This window comes from Leptospira ellinghausenii, from assembly GCF_003114815.1.
Classification (GTDB): Bacteria; Spirochaetota; Leptospiria; order Leptospirales; family Leptospiraceae; genus Leptospira_A; species Leptospira_A ellinghausenii.
Window position 1 is genome coordinate 1,040,416 of the sequence record NZ_BFAZ01000009.1, and the last position, 14,443, is coordinate 1,054,858.

Genomic DNA, 14,443 nt, shown 5'->3' on the forward strand with positions numbered 1-14,443 from the left:
AACGATTTTAGTTGCATTCGTTTTTTAAGTTTTCAGACTGTAGAATGCTCATGGGAGAGTACATGAAATCCAAAATCGTAACCATCACAAGTCTTACATTTCTATTATTTACCACAACCACCATCACCTCTGACAGTGCCTTTGATTTATCAACTGAATCTGATCGTAAGTCGGTGAGTGTAACCATTTATAATGGTGGGATCGGACTGGTAAGAGAAACAAGAGTTCTCAATCTTTCAAAAGGAATCAAAACATTACGATTCGAAGATGTGCCTTCCCAAATCATTCCACAAACTGTGAGAGTGAAAGGCGAAGATCCAAAAAAACTGACTGTCTTCGAACAAAACTATGAATATGATTTAATTTCCCCAGAAAGACTCATGGACAAATACATTGGAAAAGAGGTGACTCTTTACCAAGATGGAAAAGAAAAAACTACTTCTGTGAAGGCCAAACTCATTGCCAATAATGGGAGTCCGGTTTACCAAATCGGCAATGAAGTCTCTTTGGGATACAATGGCCGTGTCACTGTTCCAACCATTCCAGAAAACTTATTCGCTAAACCAACGTTAGTCTGGAAACTAAAAAATGAATCCGAAAAAGAACAATCAGTAGAAGTTTCCTATCAAACCAATGGACTTGGTTGGTCAGCGGACTACATTCTTGTTTTAGACAAAGAAGAAAATGAATGTGGACTTAATTCTTGGGTCACTCTCAATAATAACTCTGGTGCTGAATTTAAAAATGCAGTACTCCAACTAGTGGCAGGCAAAGTTAATTTAATTTCGAATAGACCAGCCTACACACCACAACCACGTTATGTAAAAAAAACAATGGCAAAAGAATATGATGAAATGGCTGATTCTGCTCCTGAATTTAACCAAGAAAATCTTTCTGAATACTATCTCTACACTCTAGACCAACCTACAACAATAGGATACAACCAAACCAAACAGGTTCAACTTTTCCAATCAGAAGGAATTGAAATCAAAAAGTATTTTGTTTTCGAAAATCTTCCTATGTATGAAGGAAATGAAAAAAATTTCAATAATGCAACGATTAAGTACATTTTTAAAAATGCTAAAAAAAATAACTTAGGAAGACCACTCCCACAAGGAACCATTCGTGTTTTTAAAGCTGATTCCAAAGGAAGACAACAATTACTTGGAGAAGACACAATTGACCATACACCTGAAAACGAAGATGTAAAAATCAAAACTGGCCAAGCATTTGATGTTGTTGCGAACGGAAAACGTCTTTCCTATGAAGTGTTCAAACTTTCTAGAGGGGATAAATCTTCTTATTCGGTTGAAATTCGAAATAGAAAAAAAGAAGCGATTGAAATTCGATTTTATGCAAGTTTATGGGGAGATTGGACCATTTCAAAATCTTCTCACAAATTCATAAAAGAATCCTCTACAAAATCCTATTCTGATGTACCACTCAAAGCAGGTGAAACAGTGACTTTGGATTATACTGTTGAGACAAAATACTAATCATGGAAACTAAATTCGATGTCATCATCATTGGATCTGGAATCGGCGGGTTAACCGCTGCTTCCATTTTGTCACAGGTCGCAAATAAAAAAGTTTTAGTCCTCGAACGTCATTTTAAGTTAGGTGGTTTTACGCATACCTTCAAACGATTAGGGAAGTTCGAATGGGATGTGGGAATCCATTACATTGGTGATTTGGCGGAAGGTTCTATGTTAAGAACCCTTTTTGACTCAGTCACAAAACGTGGAGTCCAATGGAAAAAAATGGAAGAACCTTTTGAGGTCTTTGACTACCCAAACTTCAGTTTTCCCGTGTACGGTGAAAAAGAAAGGTTTCGGAATGATCTCAAATCCAAATTCCCCAAAGAAGAAAAGGCAATCGACCAATACTTCAAGGATGTAGAAACCTTTACACAATGGTTTGGTAGGCACTTCACTCTCAAGGCTTTACCTGCTTTTTTTGAAAAGGCAGCCAAGTTACTTGGTTTGGATCATATCAAAACTCCTTACATCACAACGAAAGAATACATGGACTCTCATTTCCAAGATGAGAACCTGAGATCTCTACTCTGTTCCCAGTGGGGTGATTATGGCCTTCCCCCCAAAGATTCTTCTTTTGCCATCCATTCTATGATAGTGGCTCATTACTTCAATGGAGGATATTTTCCGATCGGTGGATCTTCCAAAATTGTAGATTCGATTGAACCCATTGTCGAAAAAAACGGTGGTGCGATGAAAATCCTCCACACTGTAAAAGAAATCATTTTGGATGGTGACAAAGCAATTGGAGTGAAGGTGGATGTACAAAAAGGTAAAACCATCACCGAACAAAGTTTTTTTGCTGATGAAATCATTTCGGATGCAGGTGCTTATACCACTTACAAAAAACTTTTACCAAAACAATATTCCGAGGCATTTGTATCACCTTTAGAATCTTTGAGTACCCAAGGTACTACATCCATTACGCTCTATATTGGTTTTAAGGAATCTCCGACAAAACTCGGATTTCATGGAGAGAACCATTGGATCTTTCCAACTGTGGATCATGACGAAAGTTATGCGAAACGAAATAATTTAATTCATGGAAAACCACCGATGATGTATTTATCATTTCCTTCGTTAAAAAATCCAGAAGCAGAGGGCCACACAGCCGAAGCGATTAGTTTTGCTGATTATACAAACTTCGCAAAATGGAAAGGAGAACCCTGGAAAAAACGAGGAGAAGACTACAACGAATTAAAGGGTACCATTACAGAAGGTATGTTGGCGTTTTTGGAAGAACGGTTTCCTGGTTTCCGGGACTTGATAGAATTTACGGAACTATCCACTCCCATCACAACGGAATACTTTACGGGCCACAAAGAAGGTTCCATTTATGGACTTTCCTGTACACCAGAACGCTTTCGCCAAGAATGGTTAGGAGTAAGGACAACTGTCAAAAACCTTTACTTAACAGGTGCAGATGCTTGTTCGCCAGGAGTGGCGGGTGCCCTTATGGGTGGTGTAGCAGCTTCGTCTGTAGTACTTGGTCTATCGGGCACTCTAAGGCTCATGAAGGAACTTTTCCAAAAGAGCCAAGAAACCGATTGACAATTGGTTTAAGATTTGATAGTTTGATATTAAACCAATGGGAACAAAATTCAAAGGCTCTAAAAAGGAAGTACAAGCACTCGATGCGTTTATCAAATTAAAACGTGCGTCCGAATCCTTGTCTTCCAGACTCATATCTGAATTCACCAAATGGAATATATCGGAAAGCCAATTTGGAGTTTTAGAGACTTTGTACCATTTAGGTCCCCTTTGCCAAAAAGACTTGGGGGATAAAATCCTGAAAAGTACGGGTAACATCACTCTTGTCATCGATAACTTAGAAAAAAGAAATTTGGTGGAACGAGTCCGTGGAGTGGAGGACAGAAGGTTTATTTCTGTCCACTTAACTGGTGAAGGAAAAAAACTAATCGAACAAATTTTCCCTGACCACGTAAAACGGATCACTACCGAATTTGCAGTGCTTTCTCCAGAAGAACAAGACGTCCTTGGTAAAATCTGCAAAAAACTCGGTAAAAAAAACGAGACTTGTCCAAAATAGTTTAGTCGCGATAATCCATCACCAATCGAAATCCTGCTCGCCTATCTTCGCTTAGGTTAGGAATCCCACCATAGGATCTTGCACTTGCCGTCGCATTTTTGGCAGAATCTGAGTAAGATCCACCTCTTACAACTTTGTAAATTTTTCCAAACGAAAAGTTTTTAATATGATGGCCTGGGTACAGTTGGTAATCACTCGATGTCCACTCTGCCGCATTCCCACACATTCCAAGTGCCCCGTAAGGACTTGCCCCTTCTGTAGAAAGTTCGTATACAGATTGAGTTTTTCCAATTTTTGATTCTCTCGTATTACAATACAAAGTATCATATTCATCACCAAATGGATATTTGGTGGCAGTGATTTGGTAACCTAACGTTTCATCCCGGTTTGTGTATTCTACAACCCCAGGTCCGCGTGCAGCCTTCTCCCATTCCCATTCTGTTGGGATTCGTTTTCCTGCCCATGCCGCATACCTTTCCACCTCACGGTAGGTGAGGTGAACTACAGGATGATCTCCTTCTCCCTCAGGATACCTTCCGGAAATCCAGTGTGGAGGTGATTTGGTATTCGTTTGTTTTAAGAAGAAATCGTATTCAGCATTAGTAACTTCATACTTATCAATATAAAAAGAGGGAATCTCTTTCAAACTAGAAGCTTTTGGTTCTAAAAAGTAAGGGTTAAAACTATCAGAGGAAGGGTCTGTCCCTTGTCCGTATAAAAACAAACCTCTGGAAACCAAAACCATTTCCTTACGATCTTTCGGATGAAAAACAGTTTTTCGAGGTGAGGTATACCTTCCTTTAAAAAAAGCATCTGGTTCTGTAAAAAAATCTTCTTCCACATAACTTGCGATATAAGCATCGGTTGTGATTTCTTTCATTTTTGATTTAAGATCTGGTTTATAATCACCAACTAACACAACTTCGATAAATTGATTGTTTTTACTGATATTTTTTTCTTCCCAAATGGTATCTCTTACAATGAGCAAACCTTGTTTGATTTGTGTGAGTTTTTGGTAGACTGGGAACTCTTTGGTTTCCGCAAAAAGTGCTTTTAATTCTGAAACTGAATACTTTGAAATCTTTTGGTTTCGATAAATGCGTACTTTGATCCAAAGTCTATTTTTATAAACGCCGGTCACTTCACCTTTCCAAAGTTGGACTTTCTTTTTTGTCGTTGCGAATGGTGATTCTTCCGACGTTTCCTCTTCTGAAACAAGGGGTGTGAAGAAAAACCCCAATACGAATAGAATCATTAGTAATTTTTTCATACTGTCTTTTATCATCATCGGCCGATTTCGCCGAAACCTTTTGATTGAAATTTCCTGTGCATGTATACAATCAGTGGGAAAAGGAAATGCAAAATTGATCGAGTTTCAATACAAACGGGAAAAAGAAAACATCCTCATTTCCTTAAAAACAGATTCCACACAGATTGGGACCTTTCATAGGATTGCGACTATCATTTATGCATTAAAAATGGACATCATTTCTGGTGAACTGAGCACAGTCATTGAACAAGGAAATGAATTTACGATCGATTCGTTTATTTTGCAAGCAGATGGTGGAGATACAACAAAAGTGGCATTCCAATTAGGAATGATGATGGATTCTGTTTTTTCCAAAAATGCAAAATTTGAAGAGATTCTCGAAAAACTGCAGATCCAAGAACCTGCTGTGGCAACTTTTTTTAAAGAGACTCCTGAATTCATCTTCAGTGATCTTCCAGATAAAAACCAAACTTGTTTGTATTTAGAAAGTAGTGCGGGAAGAGGTTTGTTGTATTATGTTTCGCGAATTCTGATGCAAAATCAGATCAACATCTTGAGTGCAACTATTGAAACCGATATGGAAACGGGGAGAGCGAAGGATAGTTTTTATTTAACAAATGGTTCGGGGCAGATGTTCGCCTCTTCTGACTTAGCTTTAAAAATCAGAAGAGAAATCCTTGCCCCGATCCAATCAAACTCTCGTTAGAGATTAGTTTTTACAAAGAACCTTAAGAGCAGTTGCTTTGTCTACTTTTGGCGCTTTTCCATTGGAAAAACGGTAAGCCAAACCAGACTTTTTGTCCACTTCGGTTTTTGTCCAAAATTTGTCTTCGCTAGTTTTGATCTCATTTGGTGCAGTTGCAGCAAATTTAACAAAATCTTCTTTGGAAGGAACCACTCCACCTACTGATTTACAATACGCAGCAGCTTCTGTGAATTTTTTGGAAGCAATTTTATCCACGAGAAAACCTGAGGAAGCCACTTCTTTAGGAGCCTCTTCTACTTTTTTCTCAGGTGCATCAGCCACAGGTTTTGTTTGAGCGTCAGCCGGTGCTTTTGGTGCTTCCGCTTGTGTAGTCGCTGTAGGAGCCTTTGGTTTTAGATATTTGACATACCCTAAGTATCCGATTGCGAGGATTCCCGCTAACACTAAAAATAGATACACTCCATTTCCAGATTCTTTCGTTCCATGAGAACTTTCTGAATGGGAAACAGGAGATTGAAGGGAAGCTTGTGCCGATTCGTCATTTCCGAAAAGCGAAGCGCTTTCATTTCTTGTAGATTGTTTCTTAACCGTATTTGTTTTCTTGGCCGCTTTTTTAACAGCCTTCTTCTTAGCGGCAGATGATGATTTTTTCGTTGCCATAATGATAATCCTTATTGCCGAGACAATTCTAATTATAGTTATCTCATAAAAACAGAAAAAGCTGAAGAACTTCTTCTCAATTTTGTTTTTTTTTAAAATTTTTTTAAGTGTGTTTCCGTTTCTCCTAAGAAATCGTGATCCTAGATGAAAGAAGTTCGCATTGGTCTATTGGGTGCCGGAGTTGTCGGCACAAGTCTACTCCAACTCTTGGACAAAAACCGAGAAAAAATCCAACGTCATTATGGAATCAACTTACAACTAACAAACATAGCAACCCGTAACCCGGCTAAACTCCAAGGTAAAACGAACATCCCCGTCACAGACGACGTACTTTCTGTTACAAAACGTTCGGATATTGATATGATTGTTGAATTGATAGGCGGTACCGACACTGCTTACCAAGCTGTACGTTCTGCCCTCGAAAATGGAAAAACAGTCATCACCGCAAACAAGGCATTGTTATCCGAAAAAGGACGCGAACTTTACCCGATTGCCGAGAAAGCCAGTGTTGAATTAGGGTATGAGGCTGCCGTTGCAGGATCCATTCCCATCATTCGTACATTACGCGATGGACTTTCTTCTTGTGAATTTGAAGTGATCTGTGGGATTCTCAATGGAACCACAAACTTTATTTTAACCAAAATGGAACAAGAGTCTTGGGACTATGCCACAGCTCTCAAAAAAGCACAGGAACTTGGATTTGCTGAAGCAGATCCAACTTTCGATGTGGAAGGGATCGATGCTGGTCATAAAATCAGCCTGCTCGCGAGCCTAGCATTCAGAGAGTACGTTTCCTTCCAAACTGTATCCGTGAAAGGGATTTCTGAATTACAATCCATGGATATCCAAGCAGCACTTTCCCTTGGATATAGGATTAAGCTACTGGGAATCTCTAAACGAAGTTCGGCGGGGATCTTAACAAAGGTTCACCCTACTCTTGTGCCACTCGACCATCCACTCGCAAATGTGATGAACGAATCCAATGCTGTGTTTTACAAAACAAAAGAAGCGGATTCTGGAATGATGACAGGTAAAGGTGCAGGTGGAATGCCAACTGCCAGTGCTGTACTCTCAGATATCATTTATTATGCCTCTCGTTTAGGAAGTAAAGATATCGCAAAAGAAAACAATCTTTTCCCTGAAGGAAAACGTTTCCCAGAACCTGAGAATTTAGTTCGATACTACCTACGTTTTTCTACTGTGGACAAACCAGGTGTACTTGCTGAAATTTCCCAAATTCTAGGCCGTCATAATATTTCAATTGCATCCGTCCAACAGAAAGAATCCTCTTCGGAACCTGTATCTGTGATCGTAGTCACACACGCAGCAACAGAAGGTGAATTTCAAAAATCGTTAACGGAAATTGATATGATGAAAGACATCATCAAACAAAAGACTGTTGCCATTCGATTGCTGGAGAACCTTTAAATCCATGACAAAGTTTACCTTCCCTTCCCTCATCATTGAAACGGAATCCATCCACATCAAAGGGGAAGTTGTGCAGGTAGTATCCTTTGTCGGCCAAATCACTAATACCAATGCTTATGAAATTAACCGAAGTATATCTTCTGTTTTTGAAGATGGGATTTACCAAATCATATTGGATCTAAGCAAGTTGGAATATATCAATAGCATTGGTGTAGCAACACTGATTAGTATTATTAAAACTGTAGAAACACAAAATGGGAAAATTAGAATTGGAGGTTTAAATCACTTTTTAGAAAACGTAATCCAACTAATGGATCTTCCCAAAAAAGTGCAAATTTATAATACCAAAAAAGATGCCATGCTCAATTGGGTGTAACTTCTAACTGTTTTTGTTCCTTCTTTTTCCAAATTTCATATTCGATCAAATCAAGGAGCTTAGAAAGCCCTTCCCTTGTAATGGAAGAAACCAACAAAGCACCATTTTTCTGTAAGTTGCCATATGTTTCTTCATCGAGTCCATCAGCTTTATTAAACACCACCATTCTAGGAATCTCATTCAATTGTAAAGAATTCAGGATGGTATCAACTGCATCCATTTGCTCGGAGTAATTTGGATTGGTCACATCCACCACATGTAATAATAAATCCGCATCACCCAATTCCTCTAAGGTAGCTTTAAAAGCTTGGGATAAATCGGGAGGTAGGTCATGGATAAATCCTACCGTATCGGAGATGATGATTTCTCTTTCTTCGGGAAACCGAATGCGTCTTGTCGTTGGGTCTAAGGTGGCAAATAATTTGTCTTCCGCAATCACTGTTGAATTCGTAAGAGCATTGAGAAGAGTTGATTTCCCTGCATTGGTGTAACCGACAATTCCTACGATCGGAATTTCATTTCGGGAACGCGATTTACGATTGAGTTCCCTTCTTCGTTTGAGGTCTTTTAGTTCATTTTCCAAACGATTGATTTTTTCTTCCACTCGTCTGTTTCCAATCTCTAGTTTTGTTTCCCCAGGTCCTCTACCACCGATACCACCCGTTAGGCGACTCATGTTATCATCCAATTCAGAGAGTCGATTTTTCAGATATTTGAGTTGGGCAAGTTCGACTTGTAACTTTCCATCGCGGGACTTTGCATTTTTGGAAAAAATATCTAAGATGAGTTGGGTTCGATCGATGATTTTTAAATCACTTGCATCAGAGATTTTTTTTGCCTGAGAAGGTGTGAGCTCCAAATCAAAAATCAAATGTTCTATGTCTTTGTGAACAGAAGTTAAAATGATCTCCTGGAGTTTTCCTTTTCCCACAACAGTTCTAGGATCGGGATCTCTCTTTTGCATGTACGTATCCACAACATGAATCCCTGCTGTACGACACAGTTCCTTTAATTCAGCCATGGAATGTTCAGGAGAACGTTTCATTTTTCGGACATCATAAACTCCCACAAGGAAAGCGCGGTTTTCTTTTTGTGATTCCTTCAGGTTAGATGTTTTTTTTGTAAATTCCGATTCGAGTGCTTCTACTTCGTCTGAATAACCGTACTTAATTTGTCCTGGGTATTGTTTAGGAGAAAGGATCCAAGGTTCTTTGGCATCGGGGTCTGGATTGATAAAGGCCGAAAAAAAGAATTTTGGAATTCCATCTTTATCCACGCATGCTGCGGTGATGGAATCAAAACGGTTGAGAACAAGGTCCATTAAATCTTCTTGGTTTAACGGCTGTTCCTTAAGATGTGTATGGAATAAACGAAGGCCACGTAAACGGGAATGAGCAACTCGGTAACGGTCTAAATGGGGAATTTCGATGGAGTGGTCGTTTCCAACAATCAAGTGAGTGACATAACCTGTCCTCTCAATGAGAAGGCCAATTTGCCTTCCGATTTCGACAGAAATCTCACCAACGAGCCTTGCGAGCTCCATAGAGATGATAGAATCCTCCCGAAGTCGCCTTTCGGAGAGAGATTTTAACTTTTTTAGCTGGTTTGGCTTAAGACCAGCGAGGTTGCCGCTAATTTTACTTATAGTACGTATCCGATATTCAAAGTATGGAAGTAGGCTATCATATGTTTCAAAAGGGTCAAGACATAATTTGGAAAGGCAGTTTGTGGGTGCTCTTACTCTTTTTCTTCAGTTGTTCGACGTCAAAACCCTTCCAATTAACAGATGTTTCTCCGAAGTATCGCGAATACCAAGGAAGTGATTTAGATCCACATAAAACAAAAGATGTTGTCATTCCTGTTACAAATAATAGAAAGTATGATTCATTTATTGAAGAAGCACATAGAACTATCGCATTATTAGAATTTGGTGAGAATGTTGCCTTACGTGCTGATAGCAAAAAAACAGTAGGGGAAGCAGTTGATAAAGAAATGCAAGCTGCTGCTTATTTGGAAGAAGATTTACCTAACGTGATCACTCGGTTACCTGAACTCATCCAAACAAACCAATCTTTAATTGATAGTACTCCAAATGATTTTGATGGACCAACAATTGGACGAGTTTCTCGAGAATTAGGAAATATATTAGAGTCATTACAACAATATAGTCCCAAAGCAATTGGGATTCAAAATGCAATCCGTAATCTAAGATCAGATTCCAATAATTATAACCAAGGAAGAGATATAGCTGAACCTGAAACCAAAACGGGAACAGAAGATCCAATCCTTATCAATAATGACACACAAACTTCCAAAAAACCAGAAAAGGTAGCTGTTAAAAAAGAAGATACTTCCAATAAAATTTCCATTAAACGATTGAATCGCAAATCCAAAATTACTGGAAAAGCGACGGAACAAATCAATGAAATGGTTAAGAAGGAAGAGGAAGAAGTCCTCTCTGATGAAGAGAAAAAAGACAAAGAATATACAGAACAAATTCGAAATGGACTTGTTCAAGTTTTCAGATGGGAATACTATCGTAAGCCTATAAATCTTGAAAAAATTCTCGCAACTCATCCTATACCAAGAGTTCGATCTGCGGCAGCCTTAGCCCTTGGCCGATTGAAAGCTGGTCGTGTTACCTTACAATCTGCGATAGATAAAGATGGTTACCAAGTTCGCCCTGCAGCTTACAAAGCTCTTTCTGACATTGGCGATAAACGTTCCTTAAGCTATTTTATTGCAGGTACAAAGGCAGAAGACCCTGAAGTAATAGCAGTCAGTTTTGAAGGACTTGGAAAAACAAAGGATCCTGCTGGCCGTGAATTAATTTTAACGCAAGGGATTGCATCTGAATATGTAGTTATTGTTTCTGGTGCCTTACGTGGACTCGCCTATCATAAACTAGATGCTGATGTTGAAATTTTTGCTAAATTTTTAAAATCACCGGAACAGGAAATCAAAGAAGCAGCAATTGAAGCCCTTGCCATTCATGGTAGCCGTGAGAGTTTACGAATCTTAGAACGAGTGGCCGCAGAAGAACCTACATTAACCATGATGGCGATCGATGAAATTAGCAAAAATCCTTCCCTTTCCGCGACATTTGCATTGATTCGTTTGAATGAATCTTTAACTGATGAAAAGTTCACAAAACGGATTGGGGAAGCACTACTTCGAAGAAAAGCATTTGGAAAGTATGCAATCTTTCTTGTAGAAGATGATTATCTAAGATCAGAACCTAACGAACGATCCGTTCCTTTATCTTATATTAAAAATAAAGAAATTGGTCTTATCCTATCAGAAACCAAAAAAGAATTCGCTGTTCGGATTGGTGAAGACATAGTCACAGATAAATACATCCAAATGAAAATGGAATCTACATTACCTGGAGCAAGGAATGCTTTTGTGACCGGTTGGGTATTTTATCCAAAAATTGATATCATCGAAGTGAAACAATTAGGCAGTGATGGAAATTCAGGGAAGTATTCTCAGCTAAAAAAAGGAAAACACAAAAACTTGTTTAATCCTATCGAGGAAATAAAAGTCCCTAGAAAGGAGTAGTTTTATCTTTTGAGAGAATGGTGGGAACCCATTCCACCGTTCCTTGTTTGAGTGGGACCTTTGGAATCATCCAATGTAACCCGCAAAACCAAGATAAAAAATAAGAAGAAAACGGCATTACTCCCCAGACGTCAAATCCAGTTGATGCGATAACCATAACTCCTTTGTATCCTGATTTGTAAATTTTACGCATCATCCACAATCCAGAAGTTTGAGTTTCCATTGTGACATCGGAGATGATCATATCGTAATCAGTGGACTTCATAAATAATTCCAAACCTTGTTTTGCATCAACAGCTCTGTCGGAAGTTATTTTTTTACCATCCAAATATAATTTAAGATTGTTCGCATAGCGGTCATTATCATCAACTATCAGAACTTTTTTCATATTTGGATCTCCGCATCCGCAAATTGACTATCATATAGTTTTTTATAAATACCATTTTGTTCGAGTAAAGAATCGTGATCACCTTGTTCCTTTATCTCACCTTCTTCGATGACAACTATGTTTTTGATTCGCCTTACGGTCGATAATCGATGTGCAATTATAAAAGTTGTACGATTTTGAAATAGTCTTTCGAGGGCTCGGCTCACCAAACGTTCCGATTCAGCATCAAGAGCACTCGTCGCTTCGTCTAAAATCATAATCTCGGCATTTCGTAATAATGCCCGAGCAATGACTAAACGTTGCCTTTGCCCACCACTTAAATCTAATCCACGTACACCAATCATGGTATCATATCCGTTTTCCATTTTGGTGATAAAATCATGTGCATTCGCCAAACGAGCAGCCCTTACCACTTCCTTTCGTGTGGCTGCACCTGTTCCATACGCGATGTTTTCAGCAATGGTTCCGTGAAAGAGGAAAATTTCTTGGGTCACAATTCCAATTTTTTTGCGAAGGGATTTGAGAGAGTATTGTTTGATATCAATTCCATCAATTTTGATCTGTCCTGCTGTTGGATCAAAAAAACGTGGAATTAAATCCATCATTGTGGATTTTCCAGAACCACTTGTTCCCACAAATGCATAAGTTTCGCCAAGTTTGATATCCAAATTGATTCCTTTGAGAACTTCTTGGTTGGTTCCAGGATATGAAAAATGGATATTTTCGAATTTGATTCCGTCTTTGATCTTTTCAAGAACTGTTTCATCACCATGTTCGATTACTTCTGGGTCCCGATCGATGATTTCAAAAATACGTTTTCCAGCAGAATTGGCTTGGGTGATTTTTCCTACCATTTGCGAAAGTTGAGTGAGTGGCCTCATTAAAAATAATAAAGTTAGGAGAAAGGCCATAAACTCACCTTGTGTGAATTTACCAGAATAGATAAATTTGGCACCTAACGCAAAATATCCGAGAACTACGATTGACGAAGTGAGTTCAACAAGGCTTGGTGCCATTTGTAAGTAAAATTGACCTTTAAATGTCCTTCTATAAACTTTAAAATTGATATTATCAAACTTTTTAAGGTCTTGTTTTTCTTGTCGAAAGGTACGAATGACTTTGATACCAGAAATAAACTCCTGGATATGCCCATTGAGATCTGCTATCTTCTCTTGGAATCTAGCTGTAGATGAAGAAATTTTTCTCGTAAACAAAGTAACTGGCAATATCACAACAGGAACTGTCAAACATGCCAGAATCAAAAGATCGGAATTCAGATAAATAAGAATGATTAGGTGTGTTAAAACATAAAAGAAATTGATTACCGCATCACGTAAGTTACTCGATATAACGGCTGCCACAATTTCTGCATCATTGATCACACGGCTCATGATAAGCCCAGTTTTTTCTTTGTAAAAATACGTGAGAGGTAACTTTTGTACCTTTTGGAATAACTCTTGCCGTATATCTCGAACAGCTTTGTAACCAGCTGTGGCAATACAATAAACAGATAATAAATAGGTTCCCAATTTCAATAGATACAGTGGAAACACTGCAATACAAACTGCCCAAACTACTTCCTTGGGTTCCATGTTTTCTGTATAAGCATTGATTTGGAGTTTGGCAGAGATGATCAAACGTTTGATTCTTTCCAATCCATCTAAACTATCTTCACCTAGTAAAACTTCCTGAACTAAAATAGTTTTTTCAGGTAAAGTTAAATCCAAATGAAATCGATTGTTTTTGTCACTACCGAGTGAATCAAAAAGAGGAATGAGTGCAGTTAGCGAAATTCCATTGAGTACGGCTGTTAAGAGAGCAAAGACAAGTCCCAAAACAAATCTTTGTTTATAATGAACGCTATAACTCAATAATCTAAAAAAATATTTCATGAATGAACTTCCTCATAGAAGTTACGAAGAACGGTTTCCCCATATTCAGTGAGGATGGATTCAGGATGGAACTGAACCCCGAAGACCTTTTTCCATTTTCTGTGACGAATTCCCATGATCACACCATCTTTCGATTCTGCTGTCACTTCCAATTCGTTTGGAAAATTCAGTTTTGAAACCGCCCAAGAATGGTAACGGTTAGCCAAAAAATGGTTTGGGATGTTTTTAAAAATACCCTCTCCAGTGTGTTCAATCGGAGAAGGTCGTCCATGGTAAATTTCTTTGGTTTGTTCTAATTTTGCCCCAAAGGTTTCCGCAATCGTTTGGTGGCCGAGACAAATTCCAAGAATCGGAACTTTCGGATACAAAGTAACAAAATGTGACATGAGTTTCCCAGAAGTTTTTGGTAAACCAGGTCCAGGTGAAAGGACAACAGCTTGGTATTTTTGCAGGGTATCCAAAGGTAAATTTTCGTCATTTCGCATTACAGTTGTTGGTGCGATTTTGTTTAAGTATTGGAATAATATATAAGTGAAGGAGTCGTAGTTATCGATGAGTAAAAACATATTAGGATAGGA

The 14,443-nt window shown here is 38.5% G+C and carries 13 protein-coding genes; 7 read left to right on the forward strand and 6 right to left on the reverse strand.

The features are described 5' to 3' along the window. Positions 1–62 precede the first annotated feature (62 nt). The 3 genes from DI076_RS13405 to DI076_RS13415 are packed head-to-tail and all read left to right on the forward strand — an operon-like array spanning position 63 to position 3,584. Entirely contained in the window at positions 63–1,496 is a 1,434-nt protein-coding gene (locus DI076_RS13405) for a DUF4139 domain-containing protein (protein WP_108960305.1), read from the forward strand. 2 nt (positions 1,497–1,498) lie between these two features. After that, positions 1,499–3,085, forward strand: coding sequence for a phytoene desaturase family protein (locus DI076_RS13410; protein WP_108960306.1), 1,587 nt, complete (start codon positions 1,499–1,501; stop codon positions 3,083–3,085). A gap of 37 nt (positions 3,086–3,122) precedes the next feature. Continuing rightward, entirely contained in the window at positions 3,123–3,584 is a 462-nt protein-coding gene (locus tag DI076_RS13415; RefSeq protein WP_100716170.1) for a MarR family winged helix-turn-helix transcriptional regulator, read from the forward strand. Position 3,585: 1 nt separating this feature from the next. Here the strand turns inward: DI076_RS13415 and DI076_RS13420 are convergent, their stop codons facing one another. Beyond that, a complete protein-coding gene (locus DI076_RS13420; RefSeq protein WP_108960307.1) occupies positions 3,586–4,854 on the reverse strand; it encodes a formylglycine-generating enzyme family protein in 1,269 nt (422 codons plus the stop codon). 94 nt (positions 4,855–4,948) lie between these two features. Here DI076_RS13420 and DI076_RS13425 point away from each other — a divergent pair, with 94 nt between their 5' ends. Then, complete coding sequence (locus DI076_RS13425; RefSeq protein ID WP_108960968.1) at positions 4,949–5,560, forward strand: hypothetical protein; 612 nt, start codon at positions 4,949–4,951, stop codon at positions 5,558–5,560. Between the two features lie 3 nt (positions 5,561–5,563). Here the strand turns inward: DI076_RS13425 and DI076_RS13430 are convergent, their stop codons facing one another. After that, on the reverse strand, positions 5,564–6,220 hold the full coding sequence (locus tag DI076_RS13430; RefSeq protein WP_108960308.1) for a DUF8780 domain-containing protein: 657 nt from the start codon (positions 6,218–6,220) through the stop codon (positions 5,564–5,566). A gap of 144 nt (positions 6,221–6,364) precedes the next feature. On the opposite strand from DI076_RS13430, the gene DI076_RS13435 reads away from it, so the two are divergent. Both DI076_RS13435 and DI076_RS13440 read left to right on the forward strand, forming a co-directional pair. Then, positions 6,365–7,648: a homoserine dehydrogenase gene (locus DI076_RS13435; RefSeq protein WP_108960309.1), complete on the forward strand. Its 1,284-nt coding sequence runs from the start codon at positions 6,365–6,367 to the stop codon at positions 7,646–7,648. 4 nt (positions 7,649–7,652) lie between these two features. Beyond that, on the forward strand, positions 7,653–8,024 hold the full coding sequence (locus DI076_RS13440) for an STAS domain-containing protein (RefSeq protein WP_108960310.1): 372 nt from the start codon (positions 7,653–7,655) through the stop codon (positions 8,022–8,024). On the opposite strand, the gene hflX is transcribed toward DI076_RS13440, so the two are convergent. Then, positions 8,011–9,567: a GTPase HflX gene (hflX, locus tag DI076_RS13445; protein ID WP_108960311.1), complete on the reverse strand. Its 1,557-nt coding sequence runs from the start codon at positions 9,565–9,567 to the stop codon at positions 8,011–8,013. The two genes, DI076_RS13440 and hflX, sit on opposite strands and share 14 nt — an antisense overlap. A gap of 143 nt (positions 9,568–9,710) precedes the next feature. Between hflX and DI076_RS13450 the strand changes: the two genes are divergently transcribed. Further along, positions 9,711–11,585 (forward strand): HEAT repeat domain-containing protein, encoded by a 1,875-nt coding sequence (locus DI076_RS13450; protein ID WP_108960312.1) that lies wholly within the window; start codon positions 9,711–9,713, stop codon positions 11,583–11,585. Here the strand turns inward: DI076_RS13450 and DI076_RS13455 are convergent. From DI076_RS13455 to DI076_RS13465, 3 genes are read right to left on the reverse strand one after another with little or no spacing between them, the layout of a single operon-like run. Then, the gene (locus DI076_RS13455; protein WP_108960313.1) at positions 11,572–11,973 is read right to left on the reverse strand and encodes a response regulator; all 402 of its coding nucleotides are present in this window, start codon (positions 11,971–11,973) and stop codon (positions 11,572–11,574) included. The genes DI076_RS13450 and DI076_RS13455 overlap by 14 nt on opposite strands. Further along, positions 11,970–13,865, reverse strand: coding sequence for an ABC transporter ATP-binding protein (locus DI076_RS13460; protein WP_108960314.1), 1,896 nt, complete (start codon positions 13,863–13,865; stop codon positions 11,970–11,972). The genes DI076_RS13455 and DI076_RS13460 overlap by 4 nt, the downstream gene beginning before the upstream one ends. Next, complete coding sequence (locus DI076_RS13465; RefSeq protein ID WP_108960315.1) at positions 13,862–14,431, reverse strand: anthranilate synthase component II; 570 nt, start codon at positions 14,429–14,431, stop codon at positions 13,862–13,864. Before DI076_RS13465 ends, DI076_RS13460 begins: the two co-directional genes overlap by 4 nt. Positions 14,432–14,443: the final 12 nt, after the last annotated feature.

What these genes read in the sequence shown, in the direction of transcription:
- DI076_RS13405 (WP_108960305.1), top strand. Translation starts at nt 63, where the DNA reads ATGAAATCCAAAATCGTAACCATCACAAGTCTTACATTTCTATTATTT.
- DI076_RS13410 (WP_108960306.1), top strand. Translation starts at nt 1,499, where the DNA reads ATGGAAACTAAATTCGATGTCATCATCATTGGATCTGGAATCGGCGGG.
- DI076_RS13415 (WP_100716170.1), top strand. Translation starts at nt 3,123, where the DNA reads ATGGGAACAAAATTCAAAGGCTCTAAAAAGGAAGTACAAGCACTCGAT.
- DI076_RS13420 (WP_108960307.1), bottom strand. Translation starts at nt 4,854, where the DNA reads ATGAAAAAATTACTAATGATTCTATTCGTATTGGGGTTTTTCTTCACA.
- DI076_RS13430 (WP_108960308.1), bottom strand. Translation starts at nt 6,220, where the DNA reads ATGGCAACGAAAAAATCATCATCTGCCGCTAAGAAGAAGGCTGTTAAA.
- DI076_RS13435 (WP_108960309.1), top strand. Translation starts at nt 6,365, where the DNA reads ATGAAAGAAGTTCGCATTGGTCTATTGGGTGCCGGAGTTGTCGGCACA.
- DI076_RS13440 (WP_108960310.1), top strand. Translation starts at nt 7,653, where the DNA reads ATGACAAAGTTTACCTTCCCTTCCCTCATCATTGAAACGGAATCCATC.
- hflX (WP_108960311.1), bottom strand. Translation starts at nt 9,567, where the DNA reads ATGGAGCTCGCAAGGCTCGTTGGTGAGATTTCTGTCGAAATCGGAAGG.
- DI076_RS13450 (WP_108960312.1), top strand. Translation starts at nt 9,711, where the DNA reads ATGTTTCAAAAGGGTCAAGACATAATTTGGAAAGGCAGTTTGTGGGTG.
- DI076_RS13455 (WP_108960313.1), bottom strand. Translation starts at nt 11,973, where the DNA reads ATGAAAAAAGTTCTGATAGTTGATGATAATGACCGCTATGCGAACAAT.
- DI076_RS13460 (WP_108960314.1), bottom strand. Translation starts at nt 13,865, where the DNA reads ATGAAATATTTTTTTAGATTATTGAGTTATAGCGTTCATTATAAACAA.
- DI076_RS13465 (WP_108960315.1), bottom strand. Translation starts at nt 14,431, where the DNA reads ATGTTTTTACTCATCGATAACTACGACTCCTTCACTTATATATTATTC.